At 67.0% G+C, this 14,614-nt stretch carries 15 protein-coding genes; 10 read left to right on the top strand and 5 right to left on the bottom strand.

Features of this window, described 5'->3' with window-relative positions:
- The first annotated feature begins 243 nt into the window (after positions 1 to 243).
- From K3A85_RS07560 to K3A85_RS07575, 4 genes are all read left to right on the top strand, one after another.
- Positions 244 to 825 carry a helix-turn-helix transcriptional regulator gene (locus K3A85_RS07560; protein WP_225205852.1) on the top strand — a complete coding sequence of 194 codons (582 nt, stop codon included), beginning with the start codon at positions 244 to 246 and terminating at the stop codon, positions 823 to 825.
- Positions 826 to 886: 61 nt separating this feature from the next.
- Positions 887 to 1,237 (top strand): hypothetical protein, encoded by a 351-nt coding sequence (locus K3A85_RS07565; RefSeq protein WP_225205853.1) that lies wholly within the window; start codon positions 887 to 889, stop codon positions 1,235 to 1,237.
- A 163-nt stretch (positions 1,238 to 1,400) separates the two neighbouring features.
- Positions 1,401 to 1,805 (top strand): hypothetical protein, encoded by a 405-nt coding sequence (locus K3A85_RS07570; protein ID WP_225205854.1) that lies wholly within the window; start codon positions 1,401 to 1,403, stop codon positions 1,803 to 1,805.
- 98 nt (positions 1,806 to 1,903) lie between these two features.
- A complete protein-coding gene (locus tag K3A85_RS07575) occupies positions 1,904 to 2,380 on the top strand; it encodes a winged helix DNA-binding protein (RefSeq protein WP_225205855.1) in 477 nt (158 codons plus the stop codon).
- A 105-nt stretch (positions 2,381 to 2,485) separates the two neighbouring features.
- Here K3A85_RS07575 and K3A85_RS07580 read toward each other — a convergent pair whose 3' ends face one another.
- From K3A85_RS07580 to add, 5 genes are all read right to left on the bottom strand, one after another.
- Positions 2,486 to 2,743 carry a glycine zipper 2TM domain-containing protein gene (locus tag K3A85_RS07580; RefSeq protein ID WP_225205856.1) on the bottom strand — a complete coding sequence of 86 codons (258 nt, stop codon included), beginning with the start codon at positions 2,741 to 2,743 and terminating at the stop codon, positions 2,486 to 2,488.
- A 164-nt stretch (positions 2,744 to 2,907) separates the two neighbouring features.
- Positions 2,908 to 3,231: a hypothetical protein gene (locus tag K3A85_RS07585; RefSeq protein WP_225205857.1), complete on the bottom strand. Its 324-nt coding sequence runs from the start codon at positions 3,229 to 3,231 to the stop codon at positions 2,908 to 2,910.
- Positions 3,232 to 3,522: 291 nt separating this feature from the next.
- Positions 3,523 to 4,218: an energy transducer TonB gene (locus K3A85_RS07590; RefSeq protein ID WP_225205858.1), complete on the bottom strand. Its 696-nt coding sequence runs from the start codon at positions 4,216 to 4,218 to the stop codon at positions 3,523 to 3,525.
- Positions 4,219 to 4,429: 211 nt separating this feature from the next.
- On the bottom strand, positions 4,430 to 6,829 hold the full coding sequence (locus K3A85_RS07595; RefSeq protein WP_225205859.1) for a TonB-dependent receptor: 2,400 nt from the start codon (positions 6,827 to 6,829) through the stop codon (positions 4,430 to 4,432).
- A 196-nt stretch (positions 6,830 to 7,025) separates the two neighbouring features.
- A complete protein-coding gene (gene add, locus K3A85_RS07600) occupies positions 7,026 to 8,225 on the bottom strand; it encodes an adenosine deaminase (protein WP_225205860.1) in 1,200 nt (399 codons plus the stop codon).
- Between the two features lie 421 nt (positions 8,226 to 8,646).
- Between add and rpsL the strand changes: the two genes are divergently transcribed.
- The 6 genes from rpsL (at position 8,647) to rplC (ending at position 14,612) form a co-directional block, all read left to right on the top strand.
- Positions 8,647 to 9,018: a 30S ribosomal protein S12 gene (rpsL, locus tag K3A85_RS07605; protein WP_169492430.1), complete on the top strand. Its 372-nt coding sequence runs from the start codon at positions 8,647 to 8,649 to the stop codon at positions 9,016 to 9,018.
- 84 nt (positions 9,019 to 9,102) lie between these two features.
- Positions 9,103 to 9,573 carry a 30S ribosomal protein S7 gene (gene rpsG, locus K3A85_RS07610; RefSeq protein WP_169492431.1) on the top strand — a complete coding sequence of 157 codons (471 nt, stop codon included), beginning with the start codon at positions 9,103 to 9,105 and terminating at the stop codon, positions 9,571 to 9,573.
- 99 nt (positions 9,574 to 9,672) lie between these two features.
- Positions 9,673 to 11,745, top strand: a complete 2,073-nt coding sequence (gene fusA / locus K3A85_RS07615; RefSeq protein ID WP_225205861.1) for an elongation factor G — start codon at positions 9,673 to 9,675, stop codon at positions 11,743 to 11,745.
- A gap of 152 nt (positions 11,746 to 11,897) precedes the next feature.
- Positions 11,898 to 13,088 carry an elongation factor Tu gene (gene tuf, locus K3A85_RS07620; protein WP_225205862.1) on the top strand — a complete coding sequence of 397 codons (1,191 nt, stop codon included), beginning with the start codon at positions 11,898 to 11,900 and terminating at the stop codon, positions 13,086 to 13,088.
- A 154-nt stretch (positions 13,089 to 13,242) separates the two neighbouring features.
- Complete coding sequence (gene rpsJ, locus K3A85_RS07625; RefSeq protein ID WP_011444906.1) at positions 13,243 to 13,554, top strand: 30S ribosomal protein S10; 312 nt, start codon at positions 13,243 to 13,245, stop codon at positions 13,552 to 13,554.
- Between the two features lie 299 nt (positions 13,555 to 13,853).
- On the top strand, positions 13,854 to 14,612 hold the full coding sequence (gene rplC, locus K3A85_RS07630; RefSeq protein ID WP_225205863.1) for a 50S ribosomal protein L3: 759 nt from the start codon (positions 13,854 to 13,856) through the stop codon (positions 14,610 to 14,612).
- The last annotated feature ends 2 nt before the right edge of the window (positions 14,613 to 14,614 follow it).

Raw genomic sequence — 14,614 nt, forward strand, 5'->3', positions numbered from 1 at the left:
TGTTCACACGTTAGAAGGGTTCGCGCTGGAACTATCTCACCGTGCTCACGCCAACGATAACTTGCGGCGATGTTAATCTTAGACCATTTTCATGTTGGATGTGGGAAAAATTGCCATGGCAGTGCAAAGGTCGAAGAACCGGGCGTGCCAGATGTGCGATGGCTGGACGAGGGAAGCAGCGATGACAGGGGCGCGCGGCCTCCTTACGGAAGAAGGCGGCGTTGCGGGAGGGCAGGCACGACGATGATCATGACGACCTTTCCGCTTGAGCCCGAAGAGGATCTCCTCGAAGCGCTCACGCCAAAGCAGCGCGAGGTTCTCGACCTGCTGATCCAGCACAAGACCTCGAAGGAAATCTCCAGGCTGCTCGGCATTTCGCCGCATACGGTGGACCAGCGGATCATGCTGGCGCGCGCCAAGCTGAATGTCGCGACGCGCGGCGAAGTGGCGCAGCAATATCGCAAGTTGCTGGAATGCAAGCGCCAGTCCGCAATCTCTAGTCCCGTGATGACATGGGAAAAACCCGTATATGAGCCGTCCTACGTCGAATCATCCGGATCGGATGTGCATCGTCGGCAGCAGGAAGACGAGGCACAGGGCCACTCCGGCTTCGAGCGTCCTGGCGAAGCGCCGCGAGCGATGGCGCGCCACGACGGGTTCGCAGCCGGCCAGGGTTACTACCGCGTTCTCCCGGAGATGTTCGACGGGCCTGGCGGAACCCTGGTGCGTCTCGGCGCGATCGCCGTGATCACCGCGTTCCTCATCCTGATCGTGCTGGGCGGGCTGTCGCTCTTCGCGCAGCTTTCCGAGCTGATCGGTCACTGACCTGCCGCTTCGTCTCCCGTTTCTGAGGGCCCGTCTCCGGACGGGCGGAAGGGGGAAGAAGATGAAGTTGGAAAAACTCGATTCGGGGATGTCTACCGAAGTTGCGCAGATGCGCATCGCGCGCGATCTGCACCATGCCGAGGCGGCGCTCGACGAAGCGCTGGTGCGCCAGGCCCAACTGCTCCAGACCATGGTCGGCGCCCGCCGCGAAACGGGCGTGGCGCCGTTCCTCGGCCAGGATGCGCTGCTGCGCCTGATCCGCAGCCAGCAGACGCTGGTTGACGCGGGCGGCGAACTCGCCCGCGTCCACGGCCGGCTCAGCACGATCGGGGCGGAAACCAACGGCGGCAACGATGCCTGTCCGCCCGCCGCGCGCGAGGCAGACGACGACCTCTCCGCCAAAGTCGCCTGAAGCCGGCGCGTTCGGGATGATCGGCAGGGACCGATCCCGCGAGGGAAGGTCCCAGGTGGCCGGTCAGCGGTGCGGGGCGTGGTCCCGCGATGTTCAAGGTTCGCAAGGGTATAGTGCGCAGATGGTTTCGCTGTGGATACCTCGAATTGCCCTGTTCCTGAGCGTGCTTTTCGCGGCGCGACGGGGCGAAGAACCCGAGCGGCTGGTTGCCGCCGTGTTGTTCGCCACCTTCGCGCTCGACATCGCCAACCATGCCTGGTTCGGCACGCCCGACTGGTTCACCGTCGATCCCGGCCATCTCGTGATCGACAGCTGGGCCTTCGTCCTGCTGATGTGGATCGCGCTCCGCGCCAACCGCGGCTGGCCGCTGTTGGTGGGATCGGGCCAGCTGATCGTGGTGATCGGCCATATCGCCAAGGTCTGGGAACTGGACATGGTGCGTTGGGCCTACTGGGCGATGACCCAGATCCCTTTCCTGTTCCAGCTCTGCGTCCTCGCGTTCGGCACCGCGGCGCACATCGCGCGGCGGCGCCGGGTCGGCAGCTACCACAACTGGCGCCCCGCCTGAACGAATACCGACTTCGGGAAACCGCTCGACCCCGCTTCCGCAAGGCCACCGTGCCGATCGCGAAAGGGACGGGGCCGGAGCTTCCAGGGAACAAGATCATGACGGTTCGATCGATGATGGCCACCGGGCGCGACGCAGCGCCGGCATGCCGACCCACTGCCGCGGCGACCGAGCCCGCGGATTCGCTGGCGCCCACGACGCTCGCCGGCCATGCCGCGCTGGCGCTGGCGCACGAGCTCTACGTCGGGCGGCGCAAGCGCGAGCGCTTCATGAGCGGGGACCTGTTCGGCGAACCGACCTGGGACATCCTGCTCGATCTCTACGTCGCCGCGCGCGAGGATCGCCGCGTGCCGACGACCAGCGCCTGCATCGGCGCGCACGTTCCGCCGACGACCGCGCTGCGCTGGCTGCGCATTCTCGAGGCCAAGGGCCTGGTCGAGCGCGAGGACGATGGACGCGACGGGCGCAGGACCTTCGTCCGCCTCACCGACAAGGGGCTGCTGGCGATGGACGGCTGGCTCGAGAACATGCTGGTCGCGATCGACAAGGCGATGGCGCGGGTTAAGGGGCTGTAGTCGCACGGGGGGCTGTAATCGCGGCAGGGGGCCGCGCCGCCGCACCGGGGCGGGCCCGAAGCGGCGCGGCCGCGGCCGCCGGATAAACGCCCGATCAGCGAAGGATCAGCGCCGGTCGTAGCGGCACTTGCGCTGGCCCTTCTTGGCGATCTCGTGCCCGGCAAGGCCGCCCGCGGCGGCGCCCAGCAGGGTGCCGGTGGTGCCGCCGGCGATGACCTTGCCCAGCACCGCGCCGCCGGCCGCGCCGACCAGCGCGCCCTCGATCTTGGTCATGCGCTTGCCGCAACGGGCTTCGGCGGGAGCGCTGGCGACTGCCGCGAGCGCGGCGAGGGCGAGCAGGGCGGGACGGATCGGACGGCGCATCGGTCAACTCCTGTACGATTGCGAAACGGCAACGGGCCGGCGCCAACGATCTGCGCCGCCCGCCGGTTCCGATCCTGCCCGCTTCGGCGCGCGCAGGCCAGCGCCGAAACGCGCGCGCAACGCCATCGCTGGCCGGAACGGGCCGCGCTGCGATCCGCGCGGGATCAATCGTCGCGAGACCGCCGGGCCGCGCTGCCCCCCGCCGCGTCGGGACCGGCCTCGCCCGCGCTCTCGCCCTCGCTGTCAGCGGATTCATCGCTCGCGGTCCGGCCCATCTGGTTAGTGCGGTCCTGCTGCTGGTCCATCTGGCCCTGGCCCTCCTGCGCCTGTCCAGCCTGTTGTTGTCCGCCCTGTTGCTGCTGCTGGCCGGCGGCGCGCCCGTCCTGGCCGTGGCCTTGGCGATGGTCGCCGCCCAGTTGCCCGCCGAGATTGCCCTCGTCGGCGCCGCCGCCCTGCGCGCCCGGGACATTGCCGTTGTTCTTCGTCATGATCGCTCTCCTTCGCCGCGGATCGTGCGCGGCCCGAAGGAGGAAGGGGCGAACGCCCCCCGACGTTCCACCGGGGGCGCGGCGATGCGACGAGCCGCCGCTTTTTCGCCGCCCTTCAGGCGGTGCGCGCGATGACCAGCCGGGGGGCGCGACCGGGATCGCGCGGCGAAAGGCCGCCGCCGACCCGTCGCCCCCCGGCATCCGCGGCAGCGCGAGCGGGTCGACATCGGCCCGGATCGGCGCGCGATCGATCGTCACCGCGAGGTCGAAACCGCCATCGCGCGGTGGCGATCAGTCCTGCAGCACCCAGCGCACCGAGGTTTCGTAAGCGCCTGCCATGGCGGTGCCGTCGGCGCTGCGGGCGGGCTCGAAGCGCGCCCGGCGAGTCACGCGATCGCAGGCGACCGCGTCGAGTTCGGCATGGCCGCTGCCCGCGGTCACGTCGCAGGCGGCGACCCGGCCGTCGCTGCCGATGCCGAGCCGCAGGCGGGTGATCCCGGTCCATTCCTCGCGGATCGCGCGGGTGGGATAGTCGTTGCGGGTTATCCAGGCGCCGGGATCGCCCTTGGCGCGCGCGGCGAGCGCAGGGCCGGCGGGCCTTGCCGCCGTATCGACGCCGGCCAGGGCGCCGCGCGGCGCGAGGTCGACCGGATCGAGCGGCGGCAGCGCGAGCCCGGGATCGACCGTGCCGAGGCTGCCGGGCGCGAGCGGTTCGAGCGGGCCGAGCGGCGGCCGGGGCGCGACGATCTCGGTCTGCGCGTGCGCCTGCGCGGCGTGCGTCGGTTGCGGCGCCGGCGGCTCGGGCGGGGCAGGGGGCGGCGGCGCCCAGGTCCAGTCGTTGGCGTCGAGCGCGTTGTGGACGGTGCCGCCGATGATCCCGCCGGCGAAGGTCGACAGCAGCGCCGCGCCGAGACCCGCGTGCAGCGCCACCACCGCGGCGCCTGCGCCGAACCTGCCGCCGCGCGCGCGTTCCGATGCATAGGCCATGGGCTTCATCCTCTCTCGAATGCCGCCCCGGTCCTGCATCCGGCCGGCCTGCCGGATCTGCGGCCGGGGTCGGTCTGGTGATGCAGGCCAGTCTATGCCTCTTATCTCTACTGAAGAAGTAGAATAAACGAACAAGCCGGTTCCGTTCAAAAAAAGAGCCCCCTTTCCGTGGTGGAAAGGGGGCTCGCGAAGCCGGACCGGCGCGGGCCGGTCAGAAGCTCTTGCGCACGGTCATGCCGATCTTGCGCGGGGTGCCGATGTTATAGCCGATCCGCGCCCGGCCGCCGCGTTCGCGGTCGAGCGAGAGCAGCGGGGTCTCGTCGAACAGGTTGTTGACGTAGAGCAGCACCGACAGCCCGTTGTTCCACTCGAGCCCGGTCGAGAGGTTGACGAGGTTGTAGCTCGGCAACTGGTACGAGCCGAAGCTGTAGCTGCCCGAACCCGAGGCGCCGGTGCCGGGGTTGAAGAACAGCGAGTTGGTGAAGTTGCCCGCGCCCGCTTCCTGGTCGGCCGGCTGGGTGAAGCGGTTGCCGACATGGCTGAACGTGGCGTTGAAGGTCCAGTCCATGTCCTGCGCGACCGGGTAGGCGTAGCTTGCCGTGGCCGACATCTGGAACTTGGGCACGGTGGGCAGGCGGTTGCCGTCGCGGATGCCCGCCACGACGTTGCCGCTTGCGTCGGTGACGCTGCTGTCGAACTTCGAATCGATCACGCTGCCGTTGAGCGAGAGGTCGAGGCCCGGCGCGGGCCGTGCGCTCAGCTCCACCTCGAGGCCGGTGGTGTGCGCCTTGGGCACGTTGAACACCACGCGCGACGAGCACGAGCCGGCGTCGGCGGTGACCTGCAGGTTCTTGATGTCGTTGTAGAACACCGCGGCGTTGAAGGTCACGCCGCCGGTCGAGGCCTTGACCCCGGCCTCGTAGTTCCACAGGCTTTCGTCCTCGTACTTCGGGCGCCCGCCGAAGGTCTTGGCGTCGGGTCCGTTCGCACCGCCCGAGCAGAGCGGGATGTTGAGCGGATCGTTGACGCCGCCGAGGCGGAAGCCCTTCGAGGCCTGGACGTTGAACGACAGGTCGCGGCTGGGCTCGTAGCTGACGATGAAGCGCGGGTTGAAGCCGGTCGACTTGGTCTTGTCGCCGAGGTTGCGGTCGCCGTTCGCGAACAGGCCGCCCGAGACGAAGTCACGCGTTTCCTTGAAGTCGTAGTAGCGGCCGCCGGCGGTCAGCTTGAAGTCGCCGGCCTTGTAGCTGCCTTCGCCGAACAGCGCGAACTGCTTGATCCGGTACGGAATGTCGGCGTTGTAGGGCGAGTTGTCGGGGAAGCCGTTGGCTACCGCGTCCGAGGTGCCGGCGCCGAACTTCGCATCGACGAAGGCGTCGTAGCCCGGGGTCGGCAGGCGCTGCGCATAAGTGCGCTTGATGTCGCTGTAGAACCCGCCGAGCACCCACTGGAGCGGCCCCGCGCCGGTCGAGGACAGGCGCAGCTCCTGGGTCCAGGTGTCGAGCTTGGTGGTGTCGCGCAGGTTCGAGGGCAGGTCGATCGCGCCCGCGGGCAGGCCGACGCTGACCCCGACCGAGCCGGTCAGCGCCGAGGCGTCGCGGCTGACGAGGATGTTGCGGTGGATGTAGCTGGTCACCGAAGTCGCCTCGACGCCGTCGGCGACGGGCGCGTTGATGGTGAGGTCGGCCAGCGTGGTCTTGTCGTGGAACTGCTCGCGCAGCTTGAGGTACTGCGTGCGCTCGTCGAGCGGCGCCGCGCCGGTCAGCGGGCTGCGGTAGAAGTTGTAGACGTCTTCGCGGTTGAAGCCGTTGACCTTGATGTCCTGGTAGACCACGCGCGGCGTGATCCTGAGCCCTTCGACCGGCTCGAGCAGCAGCGCGGCGCGGCCGCCGAAGCGCTCGCCGTCGTTGACGTGCTTGCCCGCCGCCGGGCCGATGGCGTTGATGAAGCCGGCGAAGTGCTCGCCGTAGCCGACCACGCGCAGCGCCGCCTTCTCGCCCAGCGGCACGTTCACCGCGCCCTTGAGCGAATAGCCGACGTCGCCGCCCTTGAGCACGTTGACGTCGCCCGCCACCTGGCCCTCGGTCTTGCCGATCTTGGGCTGGTTGGTGATGTAGCGCACGGTGCCGCCGACCGAGCCCGAGCCGAACAGCGTGCCCTGCGGCCCGCGCAGCGTCTCGACGCGGTTGAGGTCGAACAGGTCGAAGTCGGGCGTGAACAGCGACAGCGAGGTCACCGATTCATCGAGATAGATGCCGACCTGTTCCTTCACGCCGGGCTGGTCGCGGACGATCTGGCCGGCCGAAACGCCGCGCACCGAGACCTGGCTCTGGCCGGGCCCGAGGTTCTGGACGGTGAGGCCGGCGACCGCGCGCGAGATGTCCTCGATCGAATTGGCGCCCATCTTCTCGATCTGCGCCGAAGTCTGCGCGTTGACCGAGAACGGCACCTCCTGGATGCTCTGCGCGCGCTTGGTCGCGGTGACGATGATCTCGTTGCCCTCGGTGACGGTGGCGTCCGAGCTCTGCGCGTGGGCCGGCGCGGCGGCGAAGATCAGTGCGGTGGTCGAAGCGAGCAGCATGCTGCGCGCCGTCGTGGCGTGACGAGCCATTTCAAGTCCTCCCTGCAAGAACATGCGTTCCGTGTTCTTTGCGACGCCGGGTGGCATCATGCGCGCTTAATGCTGCAACCGCACGCACGTCTGCAATGCTGCCTGAAAGTGCAGCATCGGATTGGCCCGAGCCTGTGATTCCCGTGCAACAGGGCTCGGGCAAATACTTATGTTAGCGGGATTAATTTCGTGCGCTTCAGGCCCAGGCGCGCTCGAAGATGTCGAGCCGCGCTCGCATCCGCGTCTTGTGGTCCTCGCCCAGCCAGGCCGCCTCGATCGCATTGCGCGAGATCTGCAGCAGGTCCGCCTTGGTCAGCCTGCTGCGCTGCTGGGCGCGCAGCAAGACCTCGGACAGGTACTCGCTGCCCATGTAGGCGGGATCGTCCGAGGCGATCGTCAGCTTGAGCCCGGCATCGAGCATGCCGCGCACGACGTCGATGTCCTGCCCGCCCGCCCGCACCGTTCCCGAGAAGCTCGGGCAGACGGTGAACGCTATGCCGCGCTGCCGCGCCAGCGCGACCAGCTCGGCCGATTGCAGGATGTTGCCGCCGTGGTCGATGCGATCGACCTTGAGGTCGACGATCGCCTGGCGGATGTGCGCGAGGCTGTTCTCCTGGTCGACGTCGCAATGGACCGTCACCCTGAGCCCGGCGGCGCGCGCCTTGGCGAAATGCGCCGCGAACTTGCCCGGCGGGTGGCCCTTCTCGTCGCTGTCGAGGCCGACGCCGACCAGGTGCTGGCGATAGGGCAGCGCCGCATCGAGCGCCTCCATCGCGGTGTGCGGGTCGAGATCGCGCACGAAGCACAGGATCAGCCCCGACGAGATCCCGTAGAGCCGCGCCGCTTCCTCGCGCGCGCGGGTGATCCCCAGGATCACCGTGCCCATCGTGACGCCGCGCTTGAGGTGCTCCTGCGGGTCGAAGAACATCTCGGTGTGGAGCACGTTCTGCGACGCCGCCCTGGCGAGGTAGGCGAGCGCGAGGTCGTGGAAGTCCTGCTCGGTGACCAGCACCTGCATCCCGTCGTAGTAGATGGCGAGGAAGCTCGGCAGGTCGTGGTACTGGTAGCTCGCCTTCAGCGCCTCCGCATCGGCGAAGGGCAGGGTGATGCCGTTGCGCTGGGCGAGCCGGAACTTCATCTCGGCCTCGAGCGTGCCTTCGAGATGGACGTGGTATTCGGCCTTGGGCATGACGCGGATGAAGCGCGCCATGTCGAGCGCCTCGGGCGTCGCCGGCACCGGCAGCGGCGCGAGGGCGAAGGGCGCAGGCGATGCAGATGCAGGGGCAACGGCCTGTGCCGCCTGCGCCATCGCCCGGCCGCCCGCCACCACGCCGCCCAGCGCCATGCCGCCCAGCGCCGCCGCGCCGCCGATGATGTCCCGCCGTGTCAGCTTCATCTGGCGTCGCTCCCGCTGCCCGTCCTCGAGGCCGTCCCCAATAGAATGGTCCCTATCCCAATGCGCGGGCGGGCCTGTCCAGCGTCTTGTTGCGCGGCGCGCCGCCGATCGCGCCCGGGCCTGATCGCGCCCGGGCCCGATCGCCACCGGACTTGACCGCAACCGGGCCATCCACTAGGGGCGCCGTGTTCCGCAGCCGGATTCGGTTTGCGGGAAGAGCTGAACATTGCCGGTGCGTGCGGGGTTTCGTCCTTGCGTAATCCGTCAAAGTAACCCGGCGCCGCGGCGCGGGTGGAGCGTTTCAAGCTCGTCATGGTGCCCTTCCTTGCAGGGGCAGCGCCCGCTTGCTGCAAGCGGTGACGGTCTTTTTTCTCTTCGCCACGCAGGCCGCTCGCGCCACAGTCAAGGTGAAGAGTACTTCATGCCTACGATCAACCAGCTGATCCGCAAGGGTCGCGAACCGCAGAAGGCCAAGAGCAAGGTCCCTGCGATGGAGCAGAACCCGCAGAAGCGCGGCGTCTGCACCCGCGTCTACACGACCACCCCGAAGAAGCCGAACTCGGCGCTTCGCAAGGTCGCCAAGATCCGTCTGACCAACAGCCGCGAAGTCATTTCGTACATTCCGGGTGAAGGCCACAACCTGCAGGAGCACTCGGTGGTGCTGATCCGCGGCGGCCGTGTGCGCGACCTTCCGGGCGTTCGCTACCACGTCCTGCGCGGCGTGCTCGACACCCAGGGCGTCAAGGACCGCAAGCAGAGCCGCTCGAAGTACGGCGCCAAGCGTCCGAAGTAAGCCCGGCTCCACCGGATCAACCGGGGTGCGCCCGCATGGCGCCCCCAGGGGCCAGGTTGCTGGCCAGAGAATAAGGAATTTGCGATGTCTCGTCGTCGTCGTCCCGAAAAGCGGGAAATCCTGCCTGATCCGAAGTTCGGTGATCAGGTCCTGTCGAAGTTCATGAACAACCTCATGCTCGACGGCAAGAAGTCGGTCGCGGAGTCGATCGTCTACGGTGCCCTCGACACCATGCAGACCCGCGCCAAGGCCGACCCGCTGCAGCTGTTCCACGATGCGCTGAACAACGTGAAGCCGCAGATCGAAGTCCGTTCGCGCCGCGTCGGTGGTGCGACCTACCAGGTCCCGGTCGAAGTCCGCCCGGAACGCGCCCAGGCGCTCGCCATCCGCTGGCTGATCACCGCGGCGCGCAACCGCAGCGAGACCACGATGTCGGCGCGCCTGTCGGGCGAGCTGCTCGATGCCGCCAACAACCGCGGCAACGCGGTCAAGAAGCGCGAAGACACCCACCGCATGGCCGACGCGAACCGCGCGTTCAGCCATTACCGCTGGTAATCCCGCGGCGGTAAGGTTCCCGTCTTTAAACGGTCACGTACGTAACCATATGGGGCGAGCCTGAGATCCAGGCTCCCCCAGCACCCAAGGAAACCTCCCATGGCCCGCAGCCATCCGCTCGAGCGCTATCGCAACTTCGGCATCATGGCGCACATCGACGCCGGCAAGACGACGACGACCGAGCGCATCCTCTACTACACCGGCAAGTCCTACAAGATCGGCGAAGTCCACGACGGCGCTGCGACCATGGACTGGATGGAGCAGGAGCAGGAACGCGGCATCACGATCACGTCGGCCGCGACGACCTGCTTCTGGCGTGACCATCGCCTGAACATCATCGACACCCCCGGCCACGTCGACTTCACCATCGAAGTCGAACGTTCGCTGCGCGTGCTCGACGGCGCGGTCGCCGCGTTCGACGGCGTCGCCGGCGTGGAGCCGCAGTCGGAGACCGTGTGGCGCCAGGCCGACAAGTACGGCGTGCCGCGCATGTGCTTCATCAACAAGCTCGACCGCACCGGCGCGAACTTCAAGTACTGCGTGCAGACGATCATCGACCGTCTCGGCGCGAAGCCTGCGGTGCTCTACCTGCCGATCGGCGCCGAAGCCGACTTCAAGGGCCTGGTCGACCTCGTCGAGCAGCGCGCGATCATCTGGAAGGACGAATCGCTCGGCGCCGAGTTCTTCTACGAAGAGATCCCGGCCGACATGGCCGACGAGGCCGAGCTCTACCGCTCGCAGCTGATCGAACTCGCCGTCGAACAGGACGACGAGGCGATGGAAGCCTACCTCGAAGGCAACGAGCCCGACGTCGCCACGCTCAAGGCGCTGATCCGCAAGGGCACGCTGGCGCAGGCCTTCGTGCCGGTGCTGTGCGGCTCGGCGTTCAAGAACAAGGGCGTCCAGGCGCTGCTCGACGCGGTCGTCGACTACCTGCCTTCGCCGCTCGACATTCCCGACGTCCAGGGCGTGAACCCCGACACCGACGAGCCGGACACCCGCGCGACCTCGGACGAGGCTCCGTTCTCGGCGCTGGCGTTCAAGATCATGAACGACCCCTTCGTCGGCTCGCTGACCTTCACCCGCATCTATTCGGGCACGCTGACCAAGGGCAGCTACCTGAACTCGGTGAAGAACAAGAAGGAGAAGGTCGGCCGCATGCTGCTGATGCACTCCAACAACCGCGAGGACATCGATACCGCCTATGCCGGCGACATCGTTGCTCTGGCAGGGCTCAAGGAAACGACGACGGGCGACACGCTCTGCGCCGAAAAGCAGCCGATCATCCTCGAGCGCATGGAATTCCCCGAGCCGGTCATCGAACTGTCGGTGGAACCGAAGACCAAGGCCGACCAGGAGAAGATGGGCATCGCGCTCAACCGTCTCTCGGCCGAGGACCCCTCGTTCCGCGTCTCGACCGACCATGAATCGGGCCAGACCATCATCAAGGGCATGGGCGAACTTCACCTCGAAATCCTCGTCGACCGCATGCGTCGCGAGTTCAAGGTCGAAGCCAACGTCGGCGCCCCGCAGGTGGCCTATCGTGAATACCTCGGCAAGCCGGTCGACATCGACTACACCCACAAGAAGCAGTCGGGCGGCACCGGCCAGTTCGGCCGCGTCAAGGTCAAGCTGACCCCGGGTGAGCGCGGTTCGGGCTTCGTCTTCAAGGACGAGATCAAGGGCGGCAACATTCCGAAGGAATACATCCCCGCGATCGAGAAGGGCTTCCGCGAAACCGCCGAGACCGGCTCGCTGATCGGCTTCCCGATCATCGACTTCGAAGTCCTGCTCTACGACGGCGCCTACCACGACGTCGACTCGTCGGCGCTGGCCTTCGAAATCTGCGCCCGCGGCGCGATGCGCGAAGCGGCGAGCAAGTCGGGCATCAAGGTCCTCGAGCCGATCATGAAGGTCGAGGTCGTGACGCCGGAAGAGTTCATGGGCGACGTCATCGGCGACATCAACAGCCGCCGTGGCCAGATCCAGGGCACCGACAGCCGGGGCAACGCCCAGGTGGTCGAAGCCATGGTGCCGCTCGCGAACATGTTCGGCTACGTGAACCAGCTGCGCTCGTTCACCCAGGGCCGCGCGAACTACTCGATGCAGTTCTCGCACTACGACGAGGTCCCGGCGAACGTCGCGACCGAACTCAAGTCGAAGATGGCCTGAGCGGAGCAATCCGACAGGTCGCTACGACGGGTCTCACGAACGCTTGCCTGATCGCATGGATCAGGCTAGGGGCGGCGCCTGATTTTCTGGCGAGTCCGGCTGGTGCCGCCCTCCAAGAGCAATCAACAATTAGCGAAAAGAAGGTTTGAGCAATGGCCAAGGCTAAGTTTGAGCGGACCAAGCCGCACTGCAACATCGGCACCATCGGTCACGTCGACCATGGCAAGACCACGCTGACGGCGGCGATCACCAAGGTGCTCGCCGAGACCGGCGGCGCGACGTTCACCGACTATGCGAACATCGACAAGGCTCCCGAAGAGCGCGAGCGTGGCATCACCATCTCGACCGCCCACGTCGAGTACGAGACCGCCAACCGCCACTATGCCCACGTCGACTGCCCGGGTCACGCGGACTACGTGAAGAACATGATCACCGGTGCCGCCCAGATGGACGGCGCGATCCTGGTCGTGAACGCCGCTGACGGCCCGATGCCGCAGACCCGCGAGCACATCCTGCTCGCCCGCCAGGTCGGCGTGCCTGCGCTGGTCGTCTACATGAACAAGGTCGACCAGGTCGACGACGAGGAAATCCTCGAGCTGGTCGAGCTGGAAGTGCGCGAGCTGCTCTCGTCGTACGACTTCCCGGGCGACGATATTCCGATCATCAAGGGTTCGGCTCTGGCCGCCCTCGAAGGTCGCGACGACAACATCGGCAAGAACTCGATCAACGAGCTGATGGCCGCTGTCGACAGCTACATCCCGCAGCCGCCGCGCCCGACCGACAAGCCGTTCCTGATGCCGGTCGAAGACGTGTTCTCGATCTCGGGTCGTGGTACGGTCGTGACCGGCCGCGTCGAGACCGGCATCGTCAAGGTTGGTGAAGAAGTCGAGATCGTCGGCCTCAAGGACACCACCAAGACCACCGTCACCGGCGTCGAAATGTTCCGCAAGCTGCTCGACCAGGGCGAAGCCGGCGACAACATCGGCGCGCTGGTCCGCGGCATCAAGCGTGAAGAAGTCGAGCGCGGCCAGGTCCTCTGCAAGCCCGGTTCGGTCAAGCCGCACACCGAGTTCTCGGCCGAGGTCTACGTGCTGTCGAAGGACGAAGGCGGCCGTCACACGCCGTTCTTCGCCAACTACCGCCCGCAGTTCTACTTCCGCACCACCGACGTGACCGGCGAAGTGATCCTTCCCGAGGGCACCGAGATGGTCATGCCTGGCGACAACGTCACGCTGTCGGTCAAGCTGATCGCGCCGATCGCGATGGACGAAGGTCTGCGCTTCGCCATTCGCGAAGGCGGCCGCACCGTCGGTTCGGGGGTTGTCAGCAAGATCACGAAGTAATATAGGCCGCGCACCGGCGGGGGATTCGCTCCCTCGCCGGTCCGGTTTTTCGATTCAGTCGGCCCGCTTTCCCCTCGCTTCACCAGCTGGGGCAGGGTGAGAGGGCGGGGCGACTGGTTTTTTGTTTTTCGCTCTTTCGCATCGGTAAACGGACATGGAAGCCCAGAACATCCGCATTCGCCTCAAGGCCTTCGATCATCGCGTGCTTGATCAGGCAACCGGCGAAATCGCTGACACCGCCCGCCGCACCGGCGCGCTCATCCGGGGCCCCATTCCGCTCCCGACGCGCATCGAGAAGTTCTGCGTCAACCGCGGCCCGCACATCGACAAGAAGTCGCGTGAGCAGTTCGAGGTTCGCACCTACAAGCGCCTGCTCGACATCGTTCAGCCGAATGCTGCGACCGTCGACGCGCTGATGAAGCTGGACCTCGCGGCCGGCGTGAACGTCGAGATCAAGCTCGCCTAAGCGAGCTTGCCTTCAGCCCCGGCGAAAGCCGGGGTGGCCGAAGGCGGACAGATCAACGACGCAAGTTTCGGACCTTCGGGTCCACAATTCCTTCCGGTCCAAAGCCGGCTTGGTGGCGCAAAGGCCACCGCGACATAGGGATACCTCCGGCGCCGTCCTTCGGGACATAGCCGGGCAAGCGTCCCCCGATCGCTCCTGTTTGGCAGGAGCACTCAGCCCGGTCGGGGGCATGCTTCACATACGGGCTGAACACGCCTGTCGGGATGGGCCCGGCAGGCCTCTGTGATGGAGTATGGATCATGCGCACCGGCGTGATCGCGAAGAAGGTGGGGATGACCCGCCTTTTCCAGGACGACGGACGGCACGTGCCGGTCACCGTCCTGTCGCTTGAAGATTGCCAGGTGGTTTCGGTTCGCACTGCTGAGCGTGACGGTTACGTCGCTCTCCAGCTCGGTGCCGGCGAAGCCAAGCAGAAGAACGTTGCCAAGCCGCAGCGCGAACACTTCGCCAAGGCCGAAGTGCCGCTGAAGATGGAAGTCGCCGAGTTCCGCGTCGCCGACGACGCGCTGCTCGAGGTCGGCTCGACCATCGCCGCTTCGCACTTCGTCCCCGGCCAGTACGTCGACATCACCGGCCACACCCAGGGCAAGGGCTTCCAGGGCGCGATGAAGCGCTGGGGCTTCGGCGGTATGCGCGCCACGCACGGCGTGTCGATCTCGCACCGTGCCCACGGTTCGACCGGTAACCGCCAGGACCCGGGCCGCGTCTTCAAGAACAAGAAGATGGCCGGCCACATGGGCGACCGTCAGCGCACCCAGCAGAACCTCGAGGTCGTCCGCACCGACGACGAGCGCGGCCTGATCTTCGTCAAGGGCTCGGTGCCCGGCTCGAAGAATGCCTGGCTGCTCGTCCGCGACGCCGTCAAGGTCTCGCGCCACGCGGAAGCGCCCTATCCCGCCGGCCTCAAGCAGGCCGCCAACAGCAATGACTCGGCTGCTGCCGACACCCCGGCGGACGACGTCGCGGCTGTCGAGGCGACCGAAGGTCAGGAGGGCTAAGT

This window comes from Novosphingobium huizhouense, from assembly GCF_020179475.1.
GTDB lineage: Bacteria > Pseudomonadota > Alphaproteobacteria > Sphingomonadales > Sphingomonadaceae > Novosphingobium > Novosphingobium huizhouense.

Bases quoted from the DNA above. Each gene is read 5' to 3' on its own strand.
- K3A85_RS07595 (WP_225205859.1), bottom strand. From the start codon at position 6,829: ATGGCTCGTCACGCCACGACGGCGCGCAGCATGCTGCTCGCTTCGACC.
- rpsG (WP_169492431.1), top strand. From the start codon at position 9,103: ATGTCTCGTCGTCGTCGTCCCGAAAAGCGGGAAATCCTGCCTGATCCG.
- rpsJ (WP_011444906.1), top strand. From the start codon at position 13,243: ATGGAAGCCCAGAACATCCGCATTCGCCTCAAGGCCTTCGATCATCGC.
- K3A85_RS07575 (WP_225205855.1), top strand. From the start codon at position 1,904: ATGACGGTTCGATCGATGATGGCCACCGGGCGCGACGCAGCGCCGGCA.
- rpsL (WP_169492430.1), top strand. From the start codon at position 8,647: ATGCCTACGATCAACCAGCTGATCCGCAAGGGTCGCGAACCGCAGAAG.
- K3A85_RS07585 (WP_225205857.1), bottom strand. From the start codon at position 3,231: ATGACGAAGAACAACGGCAATGTCCCGGGCGCGCAGGGCGGCGGCGCC.
- fusA (WP_225205861.1), top strand. From the start codon at position 9,673: ATGGCCCGCAGCCATCCGCTCGAGCGCTATCGCAACTTCGGCATCATG.
- K3A85_RS07560 (WP_225205852.1), top strand. From the start codon at position 244: ATGATCATGACGACCTTTCCGCTTGAGCCCGAAGAGGATCTCCTCGAA.
- K3A85_RS07565 (WP_225205853.1), top strand. From the start codon at position 887: ATGAAGTTGGAAAAACTCGATTCGGGGATGTCTACCGAAGTTGCGCAG.
- K3A85_RS07580 (WP_225205856.1), bottom strand. From the start codon at position 2,743: ATGCGCCGTCCGATCCGTCCCGCCCTGCTCGCCCTCGCCGCGCTCGCG.
- tuf (WP_225205862.1), top strand. From the start codon at position 11,898: ATGGCCAAGGCTAAGTTTGAGCGGACCAAGCCGCACTGCAACATCGGC.
- add (WP_225205860.1), bottom strand. From the start codon at position 8,225: ATGAAGCTGACACGGCGGGACATCATCGGCGGCGCGGCGGCGCTGGGC.
- rplC (WP_225205863.1), top strand. From the start codon at position 13,854: ATGCGCACCGGCGTGATCGCGAAGAAGGTGGGGATGACCCGCCTTTTC.
- K3A85_RS07590 (WP_225205858.1), bottom strand. From the start codon at position 4,218: ATGGCCTATGCATCGGAACGCGCGCGCGGCGGCAGGTTCGGCGCAGGC.